Source organism: Streptomyces sp. NPDC025833, from assembly GCF_055558055.1.
Genome location: NZ_JBVHNF010000001.1, coordinates 211,898 through 233,893, shown reverse-complemented (window position 1 = coordinate 233,893; position 21,996 = coordinate 211,898). Strand labels below are relative to the sequence as shown.

At 76.9% G+C, this 21,996-nt stretch carries 3 protein-coding genes; all 3 read left to right on the top strand.

Annotation, left to right across the window (positions count from 1 at the left end):
* Window positions 1-217: 217 nt before the first annotated feature.
* Window positions 218-1,426 carry a cytochrome P450 gene (locus tag ACZ4K2_RS00920; RefSeq protein WP_467472790.1) on the top strand — a complete coding sequence of 403 codons (1,209 nt, stop codon included), beginning with the start codon at window positions 218-220 and terminating at the stop codon, window positions 1,424-1,426.
* 101 nt (window positions 1,427-1,527) lie between these two features.
* Entirely contained in the window at window positions 1,528-2,880 is a 1,353-nt protein-coding gene (locus ACZ4K2_RS00915; protein WP_467472792.1) for a serine hydrolase domain-containing protein, read from the top strand.
* A gap of 342 nt (window positions 2,881-3,222) precedes the next feature.
* Complete coding sequence (locus ACZ4K2_RS00910) at window positions 3,223-21,984, top strand: non-ribosomal peptide synthetase (protein ID WP_467472794.1); 18,762 nt, start codon at window positions 3,223-3,225, stop codon at window positions 21,982-21,984.
* Window positions 21,985-21,996: the final 12 nt, after the last annotated feature.

Below are 21,996 nucleotides of genomic sequence, written 5' to 3'. Positions count from 1 at the left end.
ATGCGTTGAGGGCCCCCGGCCCTCCCCGACGGCAGTCCCGCGGCGGCTGACGCCCGCCACGCACACGGGGCTACGCGGGTCACGCGTCGTTCCCGTCCACCCGCACCGGCAGTGCGACACCGCCGTGCGCGGGACCCCCGCGGCCCGACGGCCCCGGTCCCCGGCAAACCCCCGTGCGTGACTCCCGGATGCCCGCACGCGCTAACGAGGAGACAAGGTGAACAGCAGACAGGCGACGGGCTCGCGGCCCCTCCTGGACGAATTACCCGACCGCTGGCGGCAGTTACGCGACGGCGGGCCGGTGCGTCACGACGACGAGCAGGGCGTCTGGCGGGTGCTGGACCACGAGACCGTCGCCGCCGTGCTCGCCGACCCGGCGACGTACTCCTCCGACCTCTCGGCGCTGGCCCCCACCCAGCCCGACTTCGAGACCTTCACCCAGGGCAACTTCGTGGGTATGGACCCCCCGGAGCACCGCAAACTGCGCACCCTCGTGAGCCAGGCGTTCACCCCCCGGGTCGTCCAGGGGCTCGGCCCCCGCATCGAGGCCGTCTGCGACCGGCTGCTCGACGACGTCGCCGACCGGGACCGGTTCGACCTGGTCGACGCGCTCGCCTACCCGCTGCCCATCATCGTGATCGCCGAACTGCTCGGCATCCCCGCCGAGGAGCACCGGCTCTTCCAGGAGTGGGCCGGCGTCCTGTTCGGCGGCGACCAGCTCGGCGAGGCGCCCGACATGGCCGACCTGGAGCGGGCGCTGGAAGCCATCGCCCCCACGGTGCGCGAGATGAACGGCTACATGCTGGAGTACATCCGCGCCCGCCGCGCCGACCCCGGCGACGACCTCACCAGCAGGCTCATCGCCGCCGAGGTGGACGGGGTCCGGCTCGCCGACCAGGAGATGGTGGGCTTCGTCGCCCTGCTGCTGGTCGCCGGGCACATCACCACCACCGCTCTGCTGGGCAACGCCGTCGTCACCTTCGGGCGGCACCCCGGCACGGACGCCGCGCTGCGTGCCGACCCCGCGGGCATACCGGCCGCCGTCGAGGAGGTGCTGCGCTGGCTGCCGCCCTTCCCCGAGCTCGGCCGCCGCGTCACCCGGCCCGTGACCCTCGGCGGTCACGACATCCCGGCGGACAGCATGATCATGGCCCATCTGGGCGCCGCCAACCGGGACCCCGCCCGCTTCGCCGCGCCGGACGTCTTCGACGTCACCCGCACCCCGAACCCCCATCTGACCTTCGGGCACGGCATCCACTTCTGCTTCGGGGCACCCCTGGCCCGGCTGGAGGCGCGGATCGCCCTGCGGAAGTTGCATGAACGATTCCGCATCCTGGCGGTCCCCTCCTACGACGAGGTCGTATACCAGAACCCGGCCGTCATCGTCGGCGTACGGCACCTGCCCGTCGAGGTCCGCAGACCGTAGTCCCAGCGCGCCCAGCGCACCCGGCCGGCCCCGCACCGCCCGCTCACGGACCGGACCGGCACACCCGCACATGAGACCCATCCAACGGGAGTCCCCTTCTCATGCCGTACACCATCCCCGCCGCTCCGGCCGCCGCCCGCACACCGTCCCTGTTACGCCGGGAGCTGGAGGACCTGCTCGCCGCCCTCGCCCGGACCCACCGGGTGCCCGGCGCCCAACTGGTTCTGGACACCGGCACGGAGGCCGTCTCCGTGCACACCGGCACCGCCGACGTCACGACCGGCGCCCCCTTCACCGCCCGGACCGCGGTCCCCCTGGGGTCGCTCACCAAGCCCTACACCGCCGCCCTCGTCATGCTCCTGGCCGACGACGGCGACCTCGACCCGGACGAACCCGCCGCCGAGCACCTGCCGGAGCTGCGCGGCATACCCGGGGTGACGATCCGTCACCTCCTCAGCCACACCGGCGGCCTGCCCACCGGCCCCGACTCGGACACCGCAGCCGCGACGAGCGCCGCCCGCTACCTCGCGACCGTCTGCACCGCCTCCGACGCGCTGTTCACGCCCGGGACCGACTTCTCGTACTCCAACGCCGGCTACGTCGCGGCCGGCCGGCTGGTGGAGGCGATCACCGGACTGCCCTGGGCGGAGGCCGTCCGGGCGCTGCTCCTCGAACCCCTCGGCGTGCTGCCCGCGTTCATCGGCGACACCGCACCCGTGCGTCCCCTGGCCGTTGGCCACGCCGTCAACACCGCGACCGGCAGGGCCGTTCCGGCCCGGCAGAACCTCGCGCCGCTGGAGGCGCCGGCCGGCGCCCTGCTCGCCAGTGCCCTGGACCTGGCCGCGTTCGGCAACGCGCTGATCGGCCGCTCGGACGTGCTGCCGCCCGCCGTCGCCAAGGAGATGCGCCGCCCCGAGCCCGCCGCCCGGCCGGGCACGCTGGCCGACGGCTGGGGCCTCGGCCTCGCCCTGTACCAGCGGGACGGCCGCGTGTGGTGCGGGCACGACGGCAACGCCCAGGGCACCTCCTGCCACCTGCGGGCCGACCCGGAGAGCGGGACCGTGGTCGCCTTCACGGGCAACGCCGGGGGCGCCACCGCCCTCTGGCGCGACCTCACCGAGGAACTGGCCCGGCTCACCGGCCTGCGGGTACCCGCCGACACGCCCGGCGCGGACCGGGGCCGGCCCGTCGCCGTGCCCGACTGCGCCGGGACCTACCGCAACGGCTCGATGACGTACCGCGTCGCGCTCGGACCGGACGGCGCGCCGTCCCTCTCCGTCGACGGTGACCTGGCCCTGCCGCTGGTCTGCTACCCGGACCTCTCCTGCGACCTGCTCGATCCGGCCACCGGGCGCCCCGAACCCGGCGGCCGGTTCCACCGGGATCCGGCCACCGGCAGGATCGACCGCGTGCAGATCTCCGGGCGCACGGCACGCCGTACCGACGACGGCTGATCCACGGCCCCCGCCGGCCCCGCCCGGGGCGGGGGCGCGCCGGGCCCGGCCCCGGCGGACGCCGCCCGGGTGACGGCCCGCGCCGGTCCCGGACCCGGGAGACGCCGACCGCCCCCGGCGGACCGCCACTTCCGGAGCGCCGCCCGGCGCGGCCGCCCTGCCCGACGGGACCACCCCCGGCCGCCCCGCACCCCAGGGGCCCGGGGGCTCCGGCCGGCCCACCCGAGAAGCACCGCCGCACCGTCGCGCACGCCCGGTGCGCCCTCCCCGTCCAGAGCACCGCGTCCGCGGTGGCCGGGGTCCTCCGCGCCGCATCGTCCCGCTCTCCAAAGGACTTCACCCATGACGGACCTGCACGACAAGCCCGCACCGGCGTCCTCCCTGCCGCAGGCCGGCCCCGCCGGCACGCCGGAGAGCGGCGCGGCCCCGGCGTATCCGACGCTCGGCGGGCTGTTCACCGCCTGGGTGGCCCGCACGCCGGACGCGCCGGCCCTCACCGACGGCCGGCGCACCTGGTCCTACCGCCAACTGGCCGACCGCGCCGACCGGCTGGCCGCCCACCTGGCGGCGCGCGGGGCCGGGCCCGACCGGGTGGTGGCCCTGGTGCTGCCGCGTTCCATGGAGCTGATCGCGGCGGAACTGGCCGTGGCCCGCGCGGGCGCCGCTTTCCTGCCCGTGGACCCCGCCTACCCCGCCGAGCGCCGCGCGCTGATGCTCGCCGACGCCGCGCCCGCGGTCACCCTGGACGATCCGGTCGCGCTCGCCGCCGTACTGGAGGAGGAGCCGGCCCCGGGCACCGCGGCGCCGCACCCGGCCGACGCCGGCCCCGACAACGCCGCCTACGTCATCTACACCTCCGGTTCCACCGGTACACCCAAAGGTGTGACGGTCACCCACCGGGGCATCGGCGGATTCACCGCGGCCGCCGCCGAGCGGTACGCGGTCGGCCCCGGCGACCGGGTGCTCCAGTTCTCCTCGCCGAGCTTCGACGCCTCCGTCCTGGAGCTGTTCGTCTCGGTCCTGGCGGGCGCCACGCTCGTCGTACCGCCCGACGGTCCCTGGCTGGGCGACGAACTCGCCGCGGTGCTGGACGAACACCGCATCACCCACACCCTCATACCGCCCGCCGCGCTGGCCACCCTGCCCGACCCGGCGGAGGGGGCCGGGCGCCACCTGCGCACGCTGATCGTGGGCGCCGAGGCCTGCCCGGCCGGGCTCGTGGACCGCTGGGCACCGGGCCGCCGCATGATCAACTCCTACGGTCCGACCGAGGCCACCATCGTCGCCACCTGGACCGGGCCGCTCACCGCCGGCCACGGCACGCCGACGATCGGCAGCGCCCTGCCGCACACCCGGGTGTACGTCCTCGACCCGGCGATGCGGCCCGTGGCGCCCGGCGCGGACGGCGAGTTGTTCGTGGGCGGCGACGCGGTGGCCCGCGGCTACCTGGGCCGTCCGGGCCTGACCGCCGCCCGGTTCGTCGCGGACCCCTTCGGCCCGCCCGGCGCCCGCCTGTACCGCACCGGGGACCGGGCGCGCCGGACCGCCGACGGGGAGCTGGAGTTCCTGGGCCGGCTGGACCGGCAGGTGAAGATCCGCGGCTTCCGCATCGAGCCGGGCGAGATCGAGGCGGCCCTGCGCCGGGCCGGCGGGGTCGGCGAGGCCGTGGTCGTGGTCCGCGAGGACGAGCCGGGCCACCAGCGGCTCGTCGGCTACGTCACCCCGGCCGGGGGCCCGGCCGCGCCCGCCTCCGCAGGGCCGGCCGCCCCCGCCGGTGCGGTCCCGTCCGACGATTCGGCCGCGCCTGAGGGTGCGGCGGCCTCGGGCGCTGCGGTCGCTCCCGTGGACGCCCCCGCGCGGACGCCCGAGCCCCGGTCCGCCCCCGCCCCCGCACTGGACCCCCTGGCGCTGCGTGCCGCCGTGGCCGCCGTGTTGCCCGCGCACATGGTGCCGTCCGCGGTCATGGTCCTGGACCGGATGCCGCTCACCCCCCAGAACAAGATCGACCGGCGGGCCCTGCCCGCCCCCCAGCGCACGGCCGCCGCCGGTCACGTACCGCCGCGGTCGGCGCGGGAGCGGGACCTCGCCGGCATCTGGGCGGACGTCCTCGGCGTCGGCGCGGTCGGGGTGACGGACGACTTCTTCGAACTCGGCGGGGAGTCGATCCTCGCCGCCCGCGCCCTGTCCCGGATCCGGGAGGAGCTGGGCGTACGGCTGACCGTGCGGGACGTGTTCACCGCGCGCACCGTCGCCGCCCTCGCCCCCCTGCTCGACGACCCCTCGGCCGCCGCGCCGCCGGAGCCGATCCCGCCCGCCCCGCGCGAGGGCGCCCTGCCGCTGTCCAGCGCGCAGCGGCGGCTCTGGTACCTCGACGACCTCACCGGCGGCGGCACCGAGTACAACACCGGCGTGGCCCTGCGGCTGCGCGGCCCGCTGGACCCCGACGCGCTGCGCCGGTCCCTGCACCGCCTCGCGGCCCGCCACGCCTCCCTGCGCACCACGTTCACCACGGCCGACGGCCAGGGCGTGCAGCGCGTCGCGGCGGAACCGGACCTGCCCCTGCGCACGGCGGACCTCACCGGTGTCGCGGAGACGCGCCGCGCCGAGGCCGCCGAGGCGCTGCTCACCGAGGAACTGGGCCGCCCCCACGACCTGGCGGCCGGTCCGCTCACCCGGGCCCTGCTCGTCCGGCTGGCCGAGGCGGACCACCTGCTGCTCCTCGCCCAGCACCACATCGTCACGGACGGCTGGTCCGTGGGCATCCTCACCCGCGAACTCGCCGCCCTCTACCACGCGGAGGCCACCGGCGAACCGGACGGGCTGCCGCAGCCCGCCGTGCAGTACCCGGACTTCGCGGTGTGGGAGCGCCGGCAGCGCGACGCCGGCGGCGACGCCCGCGACCTGGCCTACTGGAAACGGCACCTGACGGGCGCGCAGACCCTGGAGCTGCCGACCGACCGGCCGCGGCCCGCGGTGCGCACCACCGCCGGAGCGGCCCACCGGCACACCCTCCCCGCGGAGCTGGTGACCCGGCTGCGACAGCTCGCGGCCGGGCGCGGCACCACGGTGTTCACCCTCTTCGCGGGGGCCGCCGCGCTGCTGTTCTCCCGCTACTCGGGGCAGCGGGACGTCGCGTTCGGCACCGTCACCACCGGGCGCGGCCGGCGGGACCTGGAGGACGTGCCGGGCTTCTTCGCCAACACGGTCGTGCTCCGCGGCGAGGTGGACGAACGGACCACCGTGGACGGATTCGTGGAGCGGATGCGGACGACGGTGCTGGACGCCTTCGCCCACGACGGCGTGCCGTTCGACCGCGTGGTGGAGGAACTGGCCCCGCCCCGCGACCCCAGCCGCACCCCGCTGGTGCAGGCGCTGGTGGTGCAGCAGACCGCCCCGCCCGCGCCGCCGCTCTCCGGCGGGCTGCGCGTCACCGACCACCCCCTGCCCCGCCCGGCCGCCCGCTTCGACCTGGTCCTGGAGTTCACGCCCGGCGCCGACGGCGACTGCGTGCTGACCGCCGAGTTCAACACCGACCTCTTCCACACCGCCACCGTGGCCCGGCTCACCGCCCACCTGCACCGCCTGCTCCAGGGCATGGCGGACGGCCCCGGCCGCAGGCTCGCCGAACTGCCCATGCTCTCGGCCGCGGAACAGCGCACCCTGGTCGACACCTGGAACCCGCCCGCCCACCGGGCCCGCGACACCGGTCCCGCCACGCTGCCCGCGCTGTTCCACGCGCAGGCCGCCCGGACCCCCGACCGCACCGCCGTGATCTGCGGCCCGGACCGGCTGACCTACGCCGAGACCGCCCGGCGCGCGAACCGGCTGGCCCGGCAGCTCGTCGCGCACGGCGCCGGCCCCGAGCGGCTCGTCGCGCTGTGCCTGCCGCGCTCCGCCGACCTCGTGCCCGTGCTGTTCGCGGTGCTCTCCACGGGCGCCGGCTACCTCCCCGTCGACCCCGCCTATCCCGCCGAACGCGTCCGCCTCATGCTCGACGACGCCCGCCCGGCCCTCGTCGTGGCCACTCGGGAGACCGCCTCCGCGCTGCCGGCGGACCACACGCCGCTGCTGCTGGAGGAGTGCGCCGACGCGTCCGTCGCCGACACCGTCCTGACCGACGCGGACCGGCTCCGGCCGCTGCTGCCCGACCACCCCGCGTACGTCATCTACACCTCGGGGTCCACCGGCCGTCCCAAGGGCGTCGTCGTCACCCACCGCAGCGCCACCGCCCTGGCCCGCTGGGCGGGGGAGCGGTTCGGTGCCGAGGGGCTCGCCCACGTGATCGCCTCCACTTCCCTCAACTTCGACGTCTCGGTGTTCGAACTGCTCTGCCCGCCCGCGATCGGCGGCACCGTCGAGGTGGTCGCCGACCTGCCGGCCCTCGCCGACGGATCCGGCCCGCGGCGCGCCGGTCTGCTCAGCGGCGTGCCGTCCGTCGTCTCCCGGCTGCTCGCGGGCGGCACGGCCCCCGTGACCGCGGACACCGTCGTCCTGGCCGGGGAGGCCCTGCCCGCGCAGACGGTGCACGACCTGCGGGCCGCCCTGCCCGGGTGCCGGATCGCCAACATCTACGGCCCCACCGAGGCCACCGTCTACGCCACCGCCTGGTTCGCCGGCGACCGGCTGCCGGAACAGGCCCCGCCCATCGGCGACCCGGTGGCACTCACCCGCGCCTACGTCCTGGACTCCCGCCTGCGCCCGCAGCCCGTCGGCGTCACCGGCGAGCTGTACCTCGGGGGCGGCGGCCTGGCCCGCGGCTACCTGAACCGCCCCGGGCTGACCGCGTCCCGGTTCGTCGCCGACCCGTTCGGCGCGCCGGGCGAGCGCATGTACCGCACCGGCGACCTGGTGCGCCGCCGCGCCGACGGCGGGCTGGAGTACCTGGGCCGGATCGACCAGCAGGTCAAGGTGCGCGGCTTCCGCATCGAACTGGGCGAGGTCGAGGAGGCCCTGCGCGGCTGCCCGGGCGTCGCCGAGGCCGCGGCCACCGCCGCCGCCGACGGCGACGGGCACCGGCGGCTGGTCGGCTACGTCGTCCCGGCCGCCGGACGGCCGGTGGATCCCGAGGCCGTACGCCGGGAACTCGGCCGCACCCTGCCCGACTACATGGTCCCGTCGGCCGTCCTCGTCCTGGACGGCCTGCCGCTCAACCCGAACGGCAAGCTCGACCGCGGCCGGCTCCCCGACCCGGGCCCCGCCGTCCGCGCGGTACGCCACGTCGCGCCCCGCACGCCCACCGAGCGCGCGCTCACCGCGATCTGGGCCGAAGTGCTGCGCGTGGACCGGATCGGCGTCGACGACAACTTCTTCGAACTCGGCGGCGACTCGATCCTCAGCATCCAGGTGGTGGCCCGCGCCCGCCAGGAGGGCCTGGAGCTGACCTCACGGGACGTCTACCGGAACCAGACGGTCGCCGCCCTCGCCCGCTGCGCCGACGCCGCCGCGGGCCCGCGCACCGCGGCCCCCGCCGCCGAGGCGCCCACCGGCACGTCCCCCCTCACCCCCATCCAGCACTGGCTGTTCGAGGCCGCCGCCGAGCGCGCCGGCCACTTCTCCCAGGCGCTGTCCGTCCGGCTGCCGCAGGACGTGGATCCGGCGGCGCTGGAGGACGCCCTGAACGACCTGACCGTCCACCACGACGCCCTGCGCTCCCGGTTCATCCCGGACGGCGCGGCCGACGGCACCGGCTGGGTCGTCGACGAGCGGGCACCGCGGCTGCGGCTGGCCCGCCACAGCGGCCCCGAGACGGACACCCCGCACTTCGGCTCCTTCGACCTGGCCCGCGGGCCGCTGCTGCGCGCCGTCCTGCACCACGCCACGGACGGCCCGGCGCCCGTGCTCCATCTCGCCGTGCACCACCTGGTGGTCGACGGGGTCTCCTGGCGGGTGCTGCTGGAGGACCTGGACCGCGCCTACCGGGCCCGCCGCGCCGGCGAGGACGGCGCCGCGGCGCTGCCCGCGAAGTCCTCGCCGCTGCGGCAGTGGGCCCGCCGGCTGGCCGCCCACGCGGCGGACGGCGGCTTCGACGACGAACGGGAGTACTGGGCCGGGGCGGTCCCCGGCACCGAACCGGCCCTCCCCGCCGACCGGCCCGAGGCCCCCGACACCTACGCCGCCCAGCGCGCGGTCACCGTACGGCTGAGCCCCGGCGCGACCTCGGCACTGCTGCGCACCCTGCCCGACACCTACCGCACCCGGGCCAACGACGTCCTGCTCAGCGCCCTCGGCCGGGCGCTGTGCGACTGGAGCGGACGCGACCGGGTCCTGGTCGACGTCGAGGGGCACGGCCGGGAGGAACTCTTCCCCGAGCTGGACATCAGCCGCACGGTCGGCTGGTTCACCACCCGGTACCCGGTCGCGCTCGCCGTGCCCGCGGACGCCGGCTGGGACACCGTGCTCAAGCGGGTCAAGGAGCAGTTGCGCGCCGTACCCCGGCACGGCCTCGGGTACGACGCGCTGCGCCGGCTGGCGGGTGCCGGCGCGCCGCCGCCCGCCCCGGACGCCCAGGTCAGCTTCAACTACCTCGGCCGGATGGGACGCGACGAGGACCCCGACGGCCTGTTCCGGGGCACCGTACGGCCGCTGGAACTGGACGCCGACCCGGCGGCGCGGCGCCCGCACGCCCTGGAGGTCGTGGGGCGGCTCGACGACGACGCCCTGGAGTTCACCTGGTTCTACGCGGCCGGGCGCTACCGCGAGGACACGGTCGAGCACCTGGCCGGGCGGTTCGCCGACGCGCTCACGGACCTCGCCCGGCACGCCGCCGCCCCCGGAGCCGCCGGGCGCACCCCCTCCGACTTCCCGCTGGTCCCGCTCGACCAGGCGGCCGTGGACCGGATCACCGGCACCGACCCGGCCGCGGTGGCCGACGTCCTGCCGCTGACGCCCACCCAGGCGGGCATGCTCTTCCACGGGCTGTCCCAGGACGACCGCGGTGTCTACTTCCAGCAGCTCACGTTCGTCCTGGACGGCGTGCCCGACCCGGCGGCGCTCGCCGCCGCCTGGCAGCACGTCACCGACCGCACCGAGGTGCTGCGCGGCCGGGTCGTCTGGCAGGACGTACCCGAACCGCTGCTCGTCGTGGAGCGCCACGCGGCCGTGCCGGTCACCCACCTGGACTGGCGCGACCTGACGGAGGACGAGCGCCGCGCCCGGCTGGCGGACGTGCTCGCCCGCGACCGCGCCGAGGGCGTCGACCTGGGCCGCGCCCCGCTCCAGCGCCTGATCCTCGCCCGCGTCTCCGCCACCGGGGTGCGCGTGGTGTGGTCCTTCCACCACCTGCTCCTGGACGGCTGGAGCCTGTTCCAGGTGCTCTCGGACGTCTTCGCCCGGCACGCCGGGGCCGACGCCCTCCCGCACCGCCCGCCGCACCGCGAGTACGTCGCCTGGCTGCGGCGGCGCGATCCGGACGCGGCCGAACGGTACTGGCGGGACCGGCTGTCCGGGCTGGCCGAGGCCACCGCGCTGCCCTACGACCGGGAGCCGCGCGAGGCCCACCGCGCCGAGTCCACGCACGCGGTCCGCGCCGCCGTGCCCGCGGCCGCCACCCGGACCCTGGAGGAACTGGCCCGCACCTCCGGCCTGACCCTCAACACCCTGGTGCAGGGCGCCTGGGCGCTGCTGCTGGCCCGGCAGGCGGGCCGCGACGAGGTCGTGTTCGGCACCACCGTGTCCGGACGGCCGCCCGAGCTGCCCGGCGCCGAGTCGATGACCGGCCTGTTCATCACCACCCTGCCCACCCGGGTCACCGTCCCCGGCGACGGCACCCTGCTCGACTGGCTGCGCGCCCTCCAGCACGACCAGAGCGAGGACCGCCGCTTCGACCACCTGCCGCTCACCCGCATGAAGGCGCTCACCGCGCTCCCCGACCGGGTCGCGCTGTTCGACAGCATCGTCGTCTTCGAGAACTACCCGGTGGACGGCGACCTCGCCGGCGCCCACGGCCTGCGCCTGACCGGCCTGGAGGGCATCGAGACCACCAACTACCCGCTGAGCCTGACCGCCTACCCGGGCGAGGAACTGGCCCTGCGCCTCGGCTACGACCCGGAACTGTTCGACGCCGGCACCGTCGAGCGGCTGGCCGAGTACCTGACCGTCCTGCTCACCGGCCTGCCCGCCGGTGCCGCCCGCCCGCCCGCCCGGCTCCCGCTGCTCGCGCCGGACCGCCGCGCGCAGGTGCTGCACGCCTGGAACGACACCGCCACCGACCTGCCCGACGCCACCGTCGCGGACCTCTTCGCCGCGCAGGTGCGCCGCACGCCCGGCGCCGTCGCCCTGGAGTGGGGCGACGAGCACCTCACCTACCGCGAGCTCGACGAGCGCTCCGCCCGGCTCGCGGCCCGGCTGGCCGGCCTCGGCGTCCGCCCCGAACACCCGGTCGGCGTCCTCATGGACCGCTCGGCCGACCTGATCGTCACCCAGCTCGCCCTCGTCCGCACCGGCGGTGTCCACGTGCCGCTGGACGGCCGGGCACCCGCCGACCGGCTGCGCCGGATGCTGGCCGGGGCCGGCGCCGGACTGCTGCTCACCGACGCGGCCCGGGAGCGCACGGCCCGGGAACTGCTCCCCGACGGCGCCGTCCTGCGCGTCGACCGCCCCGGCACGGACGACCGCGCCACCGGGAGTGCCGCGCCCGCGCCCGCGGTCCATCCCGACAACGTCCAGTACCTGATGTTCACCTCCGGCTCCACCGGCACCCCCAAGGGCGTCGCGGTGCGCCAGCGGGACGTCGCCGCGCTCGCCCTGGACCGGGCCTTCGCCAGCCACGACCGGGTCCTCGTGCACTCCCCGCACGCCTTCGACGCCTCGACCTACGAGGTGTGGGTGCCGCTGCTGCGCGGCGGCACCGCCGTCCTCGCCCCGCCCACCGACCTGGACGCCGCCCAGGTCCGCCGCGCCGTCACCGAGCACCGGGTGAGCTGCCTGTGGCTGACCGCGGGCCTGTTCCGGCTGCTCGCCCAGGAGGACCCCGGCTGCCTGCGCGGCGCCCGCGAGGTGTGGACCGGCGGCGAGGCCGTACCGGGCGCGGTCGTGCGCCGGGTCCTCGACGCCTGCCCCGGCCTGACCGTCGTGGACGGCTACGGCCCCACCGAGACCACCACCTTCGCCACCCGCCGCGTCTTCCGGTCCGGCGACCCGCTGCCCGCCGTGCTGCCCATCGGCCGCCCCCTGGACAACACCCGCGCCTACGTCCTGGACGGCGCCCTCCAGCCCCAGCCGCCCGGCATCCCCGGCGAGCTGTACATCGCCGGCGCCGGGCTGGCCCGGGGCTACGCCGGCCGGCCCGGGGCCACCGCCGCCCGCTACCTCGCCGACCCCTACGGGCCGTCCGGCGGCCGCATGTACCGCACCGGCGACATCGTGCGCTGGAGCGCCGACGGCGAACTGCACTTCGTCGGCCGCGCGGACGACCAGATCAAGATCCGCGGCTTCCGCGTCGAACCCGCCGAGATCGAGGCGCGGCTCACCGCCCACCCCGGCATCGCCGAGGCCGTCGTCTCCCTGTACGAGGACGCCGGACGCAAGCGGCTGGCGGCCCACCTGGTGCCGGACGGCACCGCGGCCGTGCCCTCCGTCGCGGAACTGCGCGCCCACCTGGCGGCCGGACTGCCCGACTACATGCTGCCCGCCGCGTTCGTCATGGTGCCCGAGCTGCCCCTGACGACCAACGGCAAGGTCGACCGGCGGCGGCTGCCCGCCCCCGACTGGTCGGCGGGCGGCGACCGCGCCCACCGCGCCCCGCGCACCGCCACCGAACGCGCCCTCGCCGGGATCTGGGCCGAACTGCTCGGCGTGCCCCGGGTCGGCGTCGACGACAACTTCTTCATGCTGGGCGGCGACTCGATCCTCAGCATCCAGGTGGTCTCCCGCGCCCGGGCCGCCGGACTCGCCCTCACCCCCCGCGACCTGTTCCGGCACCCCACGGTGGCCGAGCTGGCCGCCGCCACCGGCGGCGCCGCACCCGCCGTCGCCGGCACCGAACCGGTCCGCGGGGCCGCGGACCTCACCCCGATCCAGCACTGGTTCCTGGACCCGGGACCGGCGGACCCCGCCTTCTTCAACCAGTCCGTCGTCGTCGAGACCGTCGGCGCCGTCGACCAAGGCGCCCTGCGCCGCGCCCTCACCGCCCTGTGGACCCAGCACGACGCCCTGCGCGCCCGCTTCACCCGCGACCGCGACGGCGCCTGGCACCAGGACATCGCCGCCGCCGACGCCCCGGCCCCCGAACTGCTCGAAGTCCACGACCCGCGGGCCGAGGAGGACGTCACGGCGGCGGCCCACGCCGGCCTGTCCCTCGACACCGGCCCGCTGCTCACCGCGCGCCTGTTCACCGCCGGCGGCGGCCCCGCCCGGCTGCTGCTCGTCGCCCACCACCTGGTGGTCGACGGCGTCTCCTGGCGGATCCTGCTGGAGGACCTGGAGACCGGCTACCGGCAGGCCCTGTCCGGACAGCCCGTAAGCCTGCCCGCCCGCACCACCTCCGTACCCGAATGGACCCGGCGGCTGGGCGACCACGACCGCTTCGCCGGACAGCTCGCCCACTGGGAGCGGACCGCCCGGCACTGCGCCGCACCGCTGCCCGCGGACGGCACCGGCGGCAACACCGCGGCCGACGTCCGCGAGGTCACCGTCCGGCTCGACCCCGAGCGCACCGACGACCTGCTGCGCCGGGTCCCCGGCGTCTACCGCACCCGCGTCGACGACGTCCTGCTCACCGCGCTCGGCCGGGTCCTCGCCGACTGGGCCGGACGCGACACCGTCGCCGTCGGCCTGGAGGGGCACGGCCGCGAGGACCAGCTCTTCGAGGACGTCGACCTCTCCCGCACGGTCGGCTGGTTCACCTCCCTGTACCCGGTGGCCCTGACCGTCCCGGCCGGGGACTGGGGCACCGCCCTGAAGGCGGTGAAGGAACAGCTGCGGGCCGTGCCCGACCGGGGACTCGGCTACGGCGTCCTGCGCCACCTCGCCCGCGAGGAACGGCTCACCGGCACCCCCATGCCCGGTATCAGCTTCAACTACCTGGGCCGCTTCGACTGGAGCGCGGAGGGCGGCACCCTGATCGGGGCGGTGCCCGGCGGCCTCGGCGGCGCGGAGGCCACCGGCACCGAACGGCCGCACCTGCTGGACGTCGTGGCCCGGGTCGAGGCCGGCCGGCTGGAGATCACCTGGTACTACGGCGCCGGACGACACCACGAGGAGACCGTCACCGCGCTCGCGGAGGGCATGCTGCGCGCCCTCGGCGAGATCGTCGCGCACTGCGCCCGGCCGGACGCGGGCGGCCGCACCCCCTCCGACTTCCCGCTGGCCCGGCTGGACCAGGCCGCCGTGGACCGCGTCGCCGGGAACGGCCGGGACGTCGCGGACGTCCACCCGCTGACCCCGATGCAGTCCGGCATGCTCTTCCACAGCCTGCTGGACCCCGACGGCCGCACCTACGTCAACCAGGTGCAGCTCGTGCTGTCCGGCGTCACCGACCCGCACGCCCTCGCCGAGGCGTGGCAGCGCACCGCGGACGCCAACCCGGTCCTCCGCACCCACCTGGTGTGGCAGGAGACCGCGGAACCGCTCCAGGTCGTCCGGCACCGGGCCACCGTGCCGGTCACCCACCACGACTGGACCGGCCTGCCCGCCGACCGCGCCGCACAAGCGCTCGACCGGCTGCTGGCCGAGGACCGGGAGGCGGGCGTCGACCTCGGCACCGCGCCCCTGATGCGGCTCACGCTGATCCGCCTGACCGCCGACCGGGTGCGCCTGGTGTGGACGTTCCACCACGTCCTGCTCGACGGCTGGAGCGCGGCCCAGGTCTTCGACGAGGTGTGCGAGCGGTACGCCGCCCTGACCGCCGGGCGCTCCCCGCGGGTGCCGGAACGCCGGCCCTTCGCCGACTACCTGCGCTGGCTGGCCGACCGGGACACCGGCGGCGCGGAGCGGTACTGGCGGACCGTCCTGGCCGGCTTCCAGGCCCCCACCGAACTGCCCCGGGACCGGCGGCCCGCCGAGGCCCACCGCGCCTCCTCCTCCGCGTCGGTGCGCACCACCCTCGGCCCGGACGTCTCGGCCCGGCTGCGGGAGACCGCCCAGCGCGCCGGACTCACCCTCAACACCGTCCTCCAGGGCGCCTGGGCGCTGCTGCTGTCCCGCTACGGCGGCGGCTCCGACGTGGTGTTCGGCACGACCGTCTCCGGCCGGCCCGCCGAACTGCCGGGCGTGACCGCGATGGTGGGCCTGTTCATCAACACCCTGCCCACCCGGGCCCGCGTCGACGAGGAACGCCCGCTGCTGGACTGGCTGCGCGAACTCCAGGCCGCCCAGTCCGAGTCCCGGCGCCACGACTTCGTCCCGCTGGCCCAGTTGCAGACCTGGAGCGACGTACCCGGCGGCACCGCCCTGTTCGACTCCATCGTGGTCTTCGAGAATTACCCCTTCGACGAGGGGGCGCTGGCCCGGCACGGCCTGGCCATGGAGCAGGAACGGGACCTGGAACCGACGAACTACCCGCTCAGCGTGGTCGTCGCACCCGGCGACACCCTCGCGGTGAACCTCGACTACGACCCGGCCGCCTTCGACACCGCCACGGTGGAAGCCCTCGGCGCGAGCCTGCGCACCCTGCTGACCGGCATGGCCGCCGACCCGGACCGCCGCCTGGGCGACCTGCCCCTGCTGGACCCGGCCGAGGGACGCGCCCTGCTCGACCGGTTCGGCGGGCGGCGGACCGAGGCGCCGTACGGCACCCTGCCCGCGGCGTTCCACCGCCAGGCCGAGCGCACCCCGGACGCCCCGGCCGTCCGGCACGGCGACACCTGCCTCACCTACCGCGAACTCGACGCCCGCTCCAACCGGCTGGCCCGGCGGCTCATCGCCTCGGGCGCCGGACCCGAGCGCTTCGTCGCGCTCTGCCTGCCCCGCACCGCCGACCTGATCGTGGCGCTCCTCGCGGTGCTGAAGAGCGGCGCCGCCTACCTGCCGGTCGACCCCCGCCACCCGGCCGAGCGCGTCGCGTTCCTCTTCGCGGACGTACGCCCCGACGCCGTGGTCACCGCCGCCGAGACCGCCGGCCGGCTGCCCGAGGGCCCGTACACCAGGATCCTGCTGGACGCGGAGCCGGACACCGGCGTGCCGGACACCCCCGTCGGCGACGACGAGCGGCGCGGCGCCCTGCTGCCCGGCCACCCGGCGTACGTCATCCACACCTCCGGCTCCACCGGCCGCCCCAAGGGCGTGGTCGTCGCCCACGCCTCCGTGCTCGCCCTGACCGAGTGGGCGGCGGCCGAGTTCACCGGCCGGGGCCTGGCCCACGTCGTGGCCTCCACCTCGCTCAACTTCGACGTGTCGGTCTTCGAGATCTTCTCGCCGCTGCTGTCCGGCGGCTGCGTGGAGGTCGTCCGCGACCTGCTGGCCCTCACCGAGCGCCCCGGCCCCTGGCGGGCCGGACTGCTCAGCGCGGTGCCCTCGGCCCTCGACCGGCTGCTCGCCGAGGACGCCGCGCTGATCACGGCCGACACCGTCGTCCTCGCGGGCGAGGGACTGCCCGCCCGGACCGTCGGCCGGGTCCGCGAGGCCGTTCCCGGCTGCCGGGTGTACAACATCTACGGCCCCACCGAGGCCACCGTCTACGCCACCGCCTTCGCCTGCGACCCGGCCGACCCCGACCGCGACCCGCCGATCGGCCGGCCGCTCGGCGGCGCCCGCGCCTACGTCCTGGACGGGCGGCTGCGCCCGGTGCCCGTCGGCGCGCCGGGTGAGCTGTTCCTCGCCGGGACCGGCGTCGCCCGCGGCTACCTGCGCCGGCCCGGGCTGACCGCGTCCCGTTTCCTGCCCGACCCGTTCGGCGCGCCCGGCGGCCGCATGTACCGCACCGGGGACCTGGTCCGCTGGACGGCCGACGGTGATCTCGTGTACCTCGGCCGCGGCGACGACCAGGTGAAGGTGCGCGGCTTCCGGATCGAACTCGGCGAGGTGGAGGCCGCGCTGGCCCGCCACCCGGCCGTGGCGGCGGCCGCCGCCCGGGTGGTCGAGCACGCCGGGCACCGCCGCCTGGTCGGCTACGTGGTGCCCCGCCCGGCCGGCTCGCCGCAGGACTCCGCGGCCGGGGCGCCGTCCGCGCCGGCCGGCCCGCCGGACACCGCCGGGCTGCGCGAGTTCCTCGCCCGCAGCCTCCCCGACCACCTGGTCCCGGCCCTCGTCGTGCCGCTGGAACGGCTGCCGCTCGGCGCCACCGGCAAACTCGACCGCCGGGCGCTGCCCGCGCCGCGCTGGGACGCCCCGGCCGCCGGGGTGACCGGCCGGCCGCCGCGCACCGGGGCGGAGCGGACCCTCGCGGCCATCTGGTCCGAGGTGCTCGGCGTGCCCGAGATCGGCGCCGACGACAACTACTTCACGCTCGGCGGCGACTCCGTGCTCGGCATCCGGATCGTGTCCGCCGCCCGCCGGGCCGGGCTCGCCCTGACCCCGCGCCACCTGTTCACCCACCAGACCCTCGCCGAACTCGCCGCCGCGGCCGAGCGGTTGCCGGACGCCGGCGCGACCGCCCGCACCGCCGAGCAGGGTCCGGTGACCGGCGAGATGCCGCTCACCCCCGTGCAGCACTGGCTCCTGGGCACCCTCACCGGCGACCCCGCGCACTTCAGCCAGACGGTCGCCCACGAACTGGCCGCCGACCCGGACGAGACCGTGCTGCGGGCCGCCCTGGCCGCCGTACTGGAGCACCACGACGCGCTGCGGACGCGGTTCGAACGGGAGGGCGACGGGCGGTGGCGGCAGTACGGCACCCCGCCCGGCGACCGGGCCCCGCACCTGGAGGTGCACCACGGGCGGACCCCCGAGGAGGTGGCCGGCCCGCTCGGCGCCGGCTTCGACCTGGCCGCCGGGCCGCTGCTGCGGGCCGCGCTGTGCCGCCCGTCCGACGGCGGCCGGCCGGTACTGCTGCTGGCCGCCCACCACCTGGTCGTGGACGCCGTGTCCTGGCGGCTGGTCCTGGAGGACCTGGACACCGCCTACCGCGCCCTGCGCGGCGGCGAGCGGCCCGCGCTCGCCCCCAAGAGCACCTCGTTCCGGGCCTGGGCGCGCCGGCTCGCCGACCACACCGCGGCGGGCGGCTTCGACGGCGAACTCGCCCACTGGCGGGACCTCGGCACCGGCCCGGGCCTGCCGGCCGACCACCCCGGCGGCACCAACACCGCCGCCGTCGAGGAGAGCCTGACCGCGGGGCTCGACGCGGAGGAGACCCGCCGCCTGCTCCAGGAGGTGCCGGACGCCTACCGCACCCGCGTCAACGACGTCCTGCTGTGCGCGCTGGGCCGGGTCCTGGCCCGCTGGACCGGCCGGGACCGGGTGGCGGTGACCCTGGAGGGCCACGGCCGCGAGGAGCTGTTCGCGGACACCGACCTCGCCCGCACCACCGGCTGGTTCACCGCCATGTACCCCGTCGCCCTGGACGTGCCCCGGGACGCCGGCACGGGCACCGTCCTGAAGGCCGTCAAGGAGAACCTGCGGGCCGTGCCGAACGGCGGACTCGGCTACGGCGCCCTCCGCTTCCTGCACCCCGCGGCCGGGGCGGAGCTGCCCGCCCTGCCCCCGGTCTGCTTCAACTACCTGGGCCGGCAGGACCGGACGCCCGCCGCACCGGGCGGACTGCTGCACGCCCCGCACGGCGGCCTCACCGGCGGCATGGACCGCGCCGCCGGCCGCCCCCACCTCCTCGACGTCCTCGGCCAGGTCATCGACGACCGGCTGGAGTTCACCTGGTCCTACTCCCGGGAGGTGCACCACCGGGAGACCGTCGCCCGGCTCGCCGCCGAACTGACCGGCGAACTCCGCGAGATCGTCCGGCACTGCGCCACCCCGGGCGCCGGCGGCCGCACCCCCTCCGACTTCCCGCTCGCGCCGCTCGACCAGCGGGCCGTCGACCGGCTCGTCGGAGACGGAGCGGACGTCACGGACGTCTACCCGCTCACCCCCACCCAGGCCGGCATGGTGATGCACGGCCTGGACGAGGCCCGGCACGGCCTGTACGTCGAGCAGATCACCTTCGTCGCGGACGGCGCCCACGACCCGGGGACCCTGGCCGACGCCTGGCGGCATGTCGTCGACCGCACACCGGTCCTGCGCACGTCCGTCGCCCTGCACGGCGTCCCCGTCCCCCTCCAGGTCGTCCACCGCGACGTCACCCTGCCGGTCACCGAGCACGACTGGAGCGGACTGCCCGCGGACCGGCACGACGCGGAACTGGAACGGCTGCTCGCCGACGAGCGGAGCCGGGGCGTCGCCCTGGACCGCGCCCCGCTGCTGCGGCTCGCCCTGGTCCGGCTCGGCCCGGACGCGGTCCGCGTGGTGTGGACCTTCCACCACGTCCTGCTGGACGGCTGGAGCGTCTTCCACGTGCTGGCCGACGTCATGACCGCGCACGCCGCCCTCGCCCGCGGCGAACGGCCCCGGCTGCCCGAGCGCAGGCCGTTCGCGGACTACGCCGCCTGGCTCGCCACCCGCGACACCGGCCAGGCGGAGGAGCACTGGCGCGCAGCCCTGGCCGGCCTCGGCACCCCGACCCCGCTGCCCTACGACCGCAGGCCCGCCCCGGGCGACACGGCCCGCTCCGACAGCTGGCTGTCCCGGCGGCTCGACGCCGAGGAGACACGGCGGATCACGGAGTTCGCCCGCCGGCACCGCCTCACCCTCAACACCGTGGTGCAGGGCGCCTGGGCGCTGCTGCTGGCCCGCTGGAGCGGGGAACGGGAGGTCTGCTTCGGCACCACCGTCTCCGGACGGCCCGCCGACCTGCCCGGCGCCGACACCATCACCGGCCTGTTCATCACCACGCTGCCGGCCCGGACCGGCGTCGACGGCGGCGCGGCCCCGGCCGCCTGGCTGCGGGCGCTCCAGGAGGCGCGCGCCGAGGACCGGCGGCACGATCACCTCCCCCTGGGCGAGCTGCACGCCCTCAGCGGACTGGCCCCGGGCACCGACCTGTTCGACAGCCTGGTGGTCTTCGAGAACTACCCGGTCGGCGACACGACCGCGGGCGCGCACGGCCTCGCCCTGCGGGACCTGGACGCCCGGGAGGCCACCAACTACCCGCTCACCGTGGTCGTCTCGCCCGGCGACCGGCTGGCCGTCGAACTCGGCACCGACCCGCGGTACTTCGACGCGGCCACCGCCGAGTCCCTGGCCGGTCAGCTGCTGCACACCCTGTGCGCCCTGGCCGCCTCGGACGGCACCGCCCGCCTCGACGACCTCGACGTGCTGCCGCCCGCGCACCGGGACCGGCTGCTGCGCGGCCCGGCCCGGCCCGCGCTCGACCCGGTGCCCCCGGCCACCCTGCCCGCCCTGGTCGAGGCCGCCGTCGACCGGTGGCCCACGGCCCCCGCGCTCCAGTCGGGGGACACGGTCCTGACCTTCGCCGAGGCCGAGGAGCGCGCCAACCGGCTGGCGCACCGGCTCATCGCCCGCGGGGCCGGACCCGGCGGCCTCGTCGCGCTGCTGCTGCCCCGCTCGGCGGACATGGTGCTGGCACAACTGGCCGTGGCCAAGACGGGCGCCGCGTTCCTGCCCGTCGACCCCGCCTACCCCGAGGAGCGCGTCGCGCTGATGCTGCGCGACGCGGCCCCCGCCCTCACCCTCGACGCCAAGGAGGTCGCCGGGCTGCTCGCCGCCCCGCCGGACGACGCGCCCGGACACCGGCCCGCCGACGCCGACCGGACCCGCCCGCTCGACCTGGACGACCCCGCCTACGTCATCTACACCTCCGGCTCCACCGGCCGCCCCAAGGGCGTCGTCGTCACCCACCGCGGGCTCGCCGCGTTCTCCGCCGCCGAGGCCGCCCACTACGGCGTCACCGCCGGGGACCGGGTGCTGGCCTTCGCCACGCCCAGCTTCGACGCCTCCGTGCTGGAACTGTGCATGTCCCTGCCGCACGGCGCCCGGCTGGTCGTACCCCGCCCGGGACCGCTGCTCGGCCCCGAGCTGGCCGGCGTCCTGCGCGCCGAACGCATCACCCACACCCTGCTGCCGCCCGCCGCGCTGGCCACCCTGCCCGCCGACACCCCCGGCACGCTGCCGGACCTGGACACCCTGATCGTCGGAGCCGACGCCTGCGGCCCCGAACTCGTCGCCCGCTGGGCCCCGCACCACCGCATGGTCAACTCCTACGGCCCCACCGAGGCCACCGTCGTCGCCACCTGGTCCGCGCCCCTGACGGCGGACGGCGCGGCACCGCCCATCGGCCGGCCGCTGCCCGCCACCGGCGCCTACGTCCTCGACGCCCGGCTGCGCCCGGTGCCCGACGGCGTCGCCGGCGAACTGTGGCTGAGCGGCCCGGCGCTGGCCCGCGGCTACCTCGGCCGGCCCGGCCTGACCGCGGCCCGGTTCACCGCCGACCCGTTCGGCCCGCCCGGCACCCGCATGTACCGCACCGGCGACCTGGTCCGCCGGGACGCCGCGGGCGAACTGCACTACCTGGGCCGCACCGACCACCAGCTCAAGCTGCGCGGCCACCGCATCGAGGCGGGCGAGGTCGAGGCGACCCTGGCCCGGCACCCGGGCGCGCTGGACGCCGTGGTGACGGTCCGCGAGGACGAACCGGGGCTGCCGCGCCTGGTCGCCCACGTGCTCGCCGCGCCCGGCGCCGAACCGCCCACCGCCGCCGGACTGCGCGAACTGGCCGCCCGCTCGCTGCCGGGCCCCATGGTCCCGACGGCGTACGCGGTGCTGGACCGCTTCCCGCTCACCGAGAACGGCAAGACCGACCGGGCGGCCCTGCCCGCGCCGGAACCGGCCGGGGAACGGGACCGGCCCGCGTACGTGGCACCCCGCACCCCCGCCGAGGAGGCGCTGGCGGCCATCTGGGAGGAGACCCTGCACACGCCCGTGGGCGCCGAGGACGACTACTACGACCTCGGCGGCGACTCCATGCGCGCCCTGCTGATCGCCTCCCGGGCGAACGACGCGTTCGGCGTCACGCTCACCCCCCGCGACGTCCTCGTCTCCCGCACCGTCGCCGTCCTCGCCGAAGTCGTGGAGGACCAGGTGCTGAGCGAGCTGGAGGACGCCGCGTACGGCGCACCCGACCCCGAAGACGCCGCGTACGGCGGCCACGACCACGAACGGTGAGGACCCGACGAC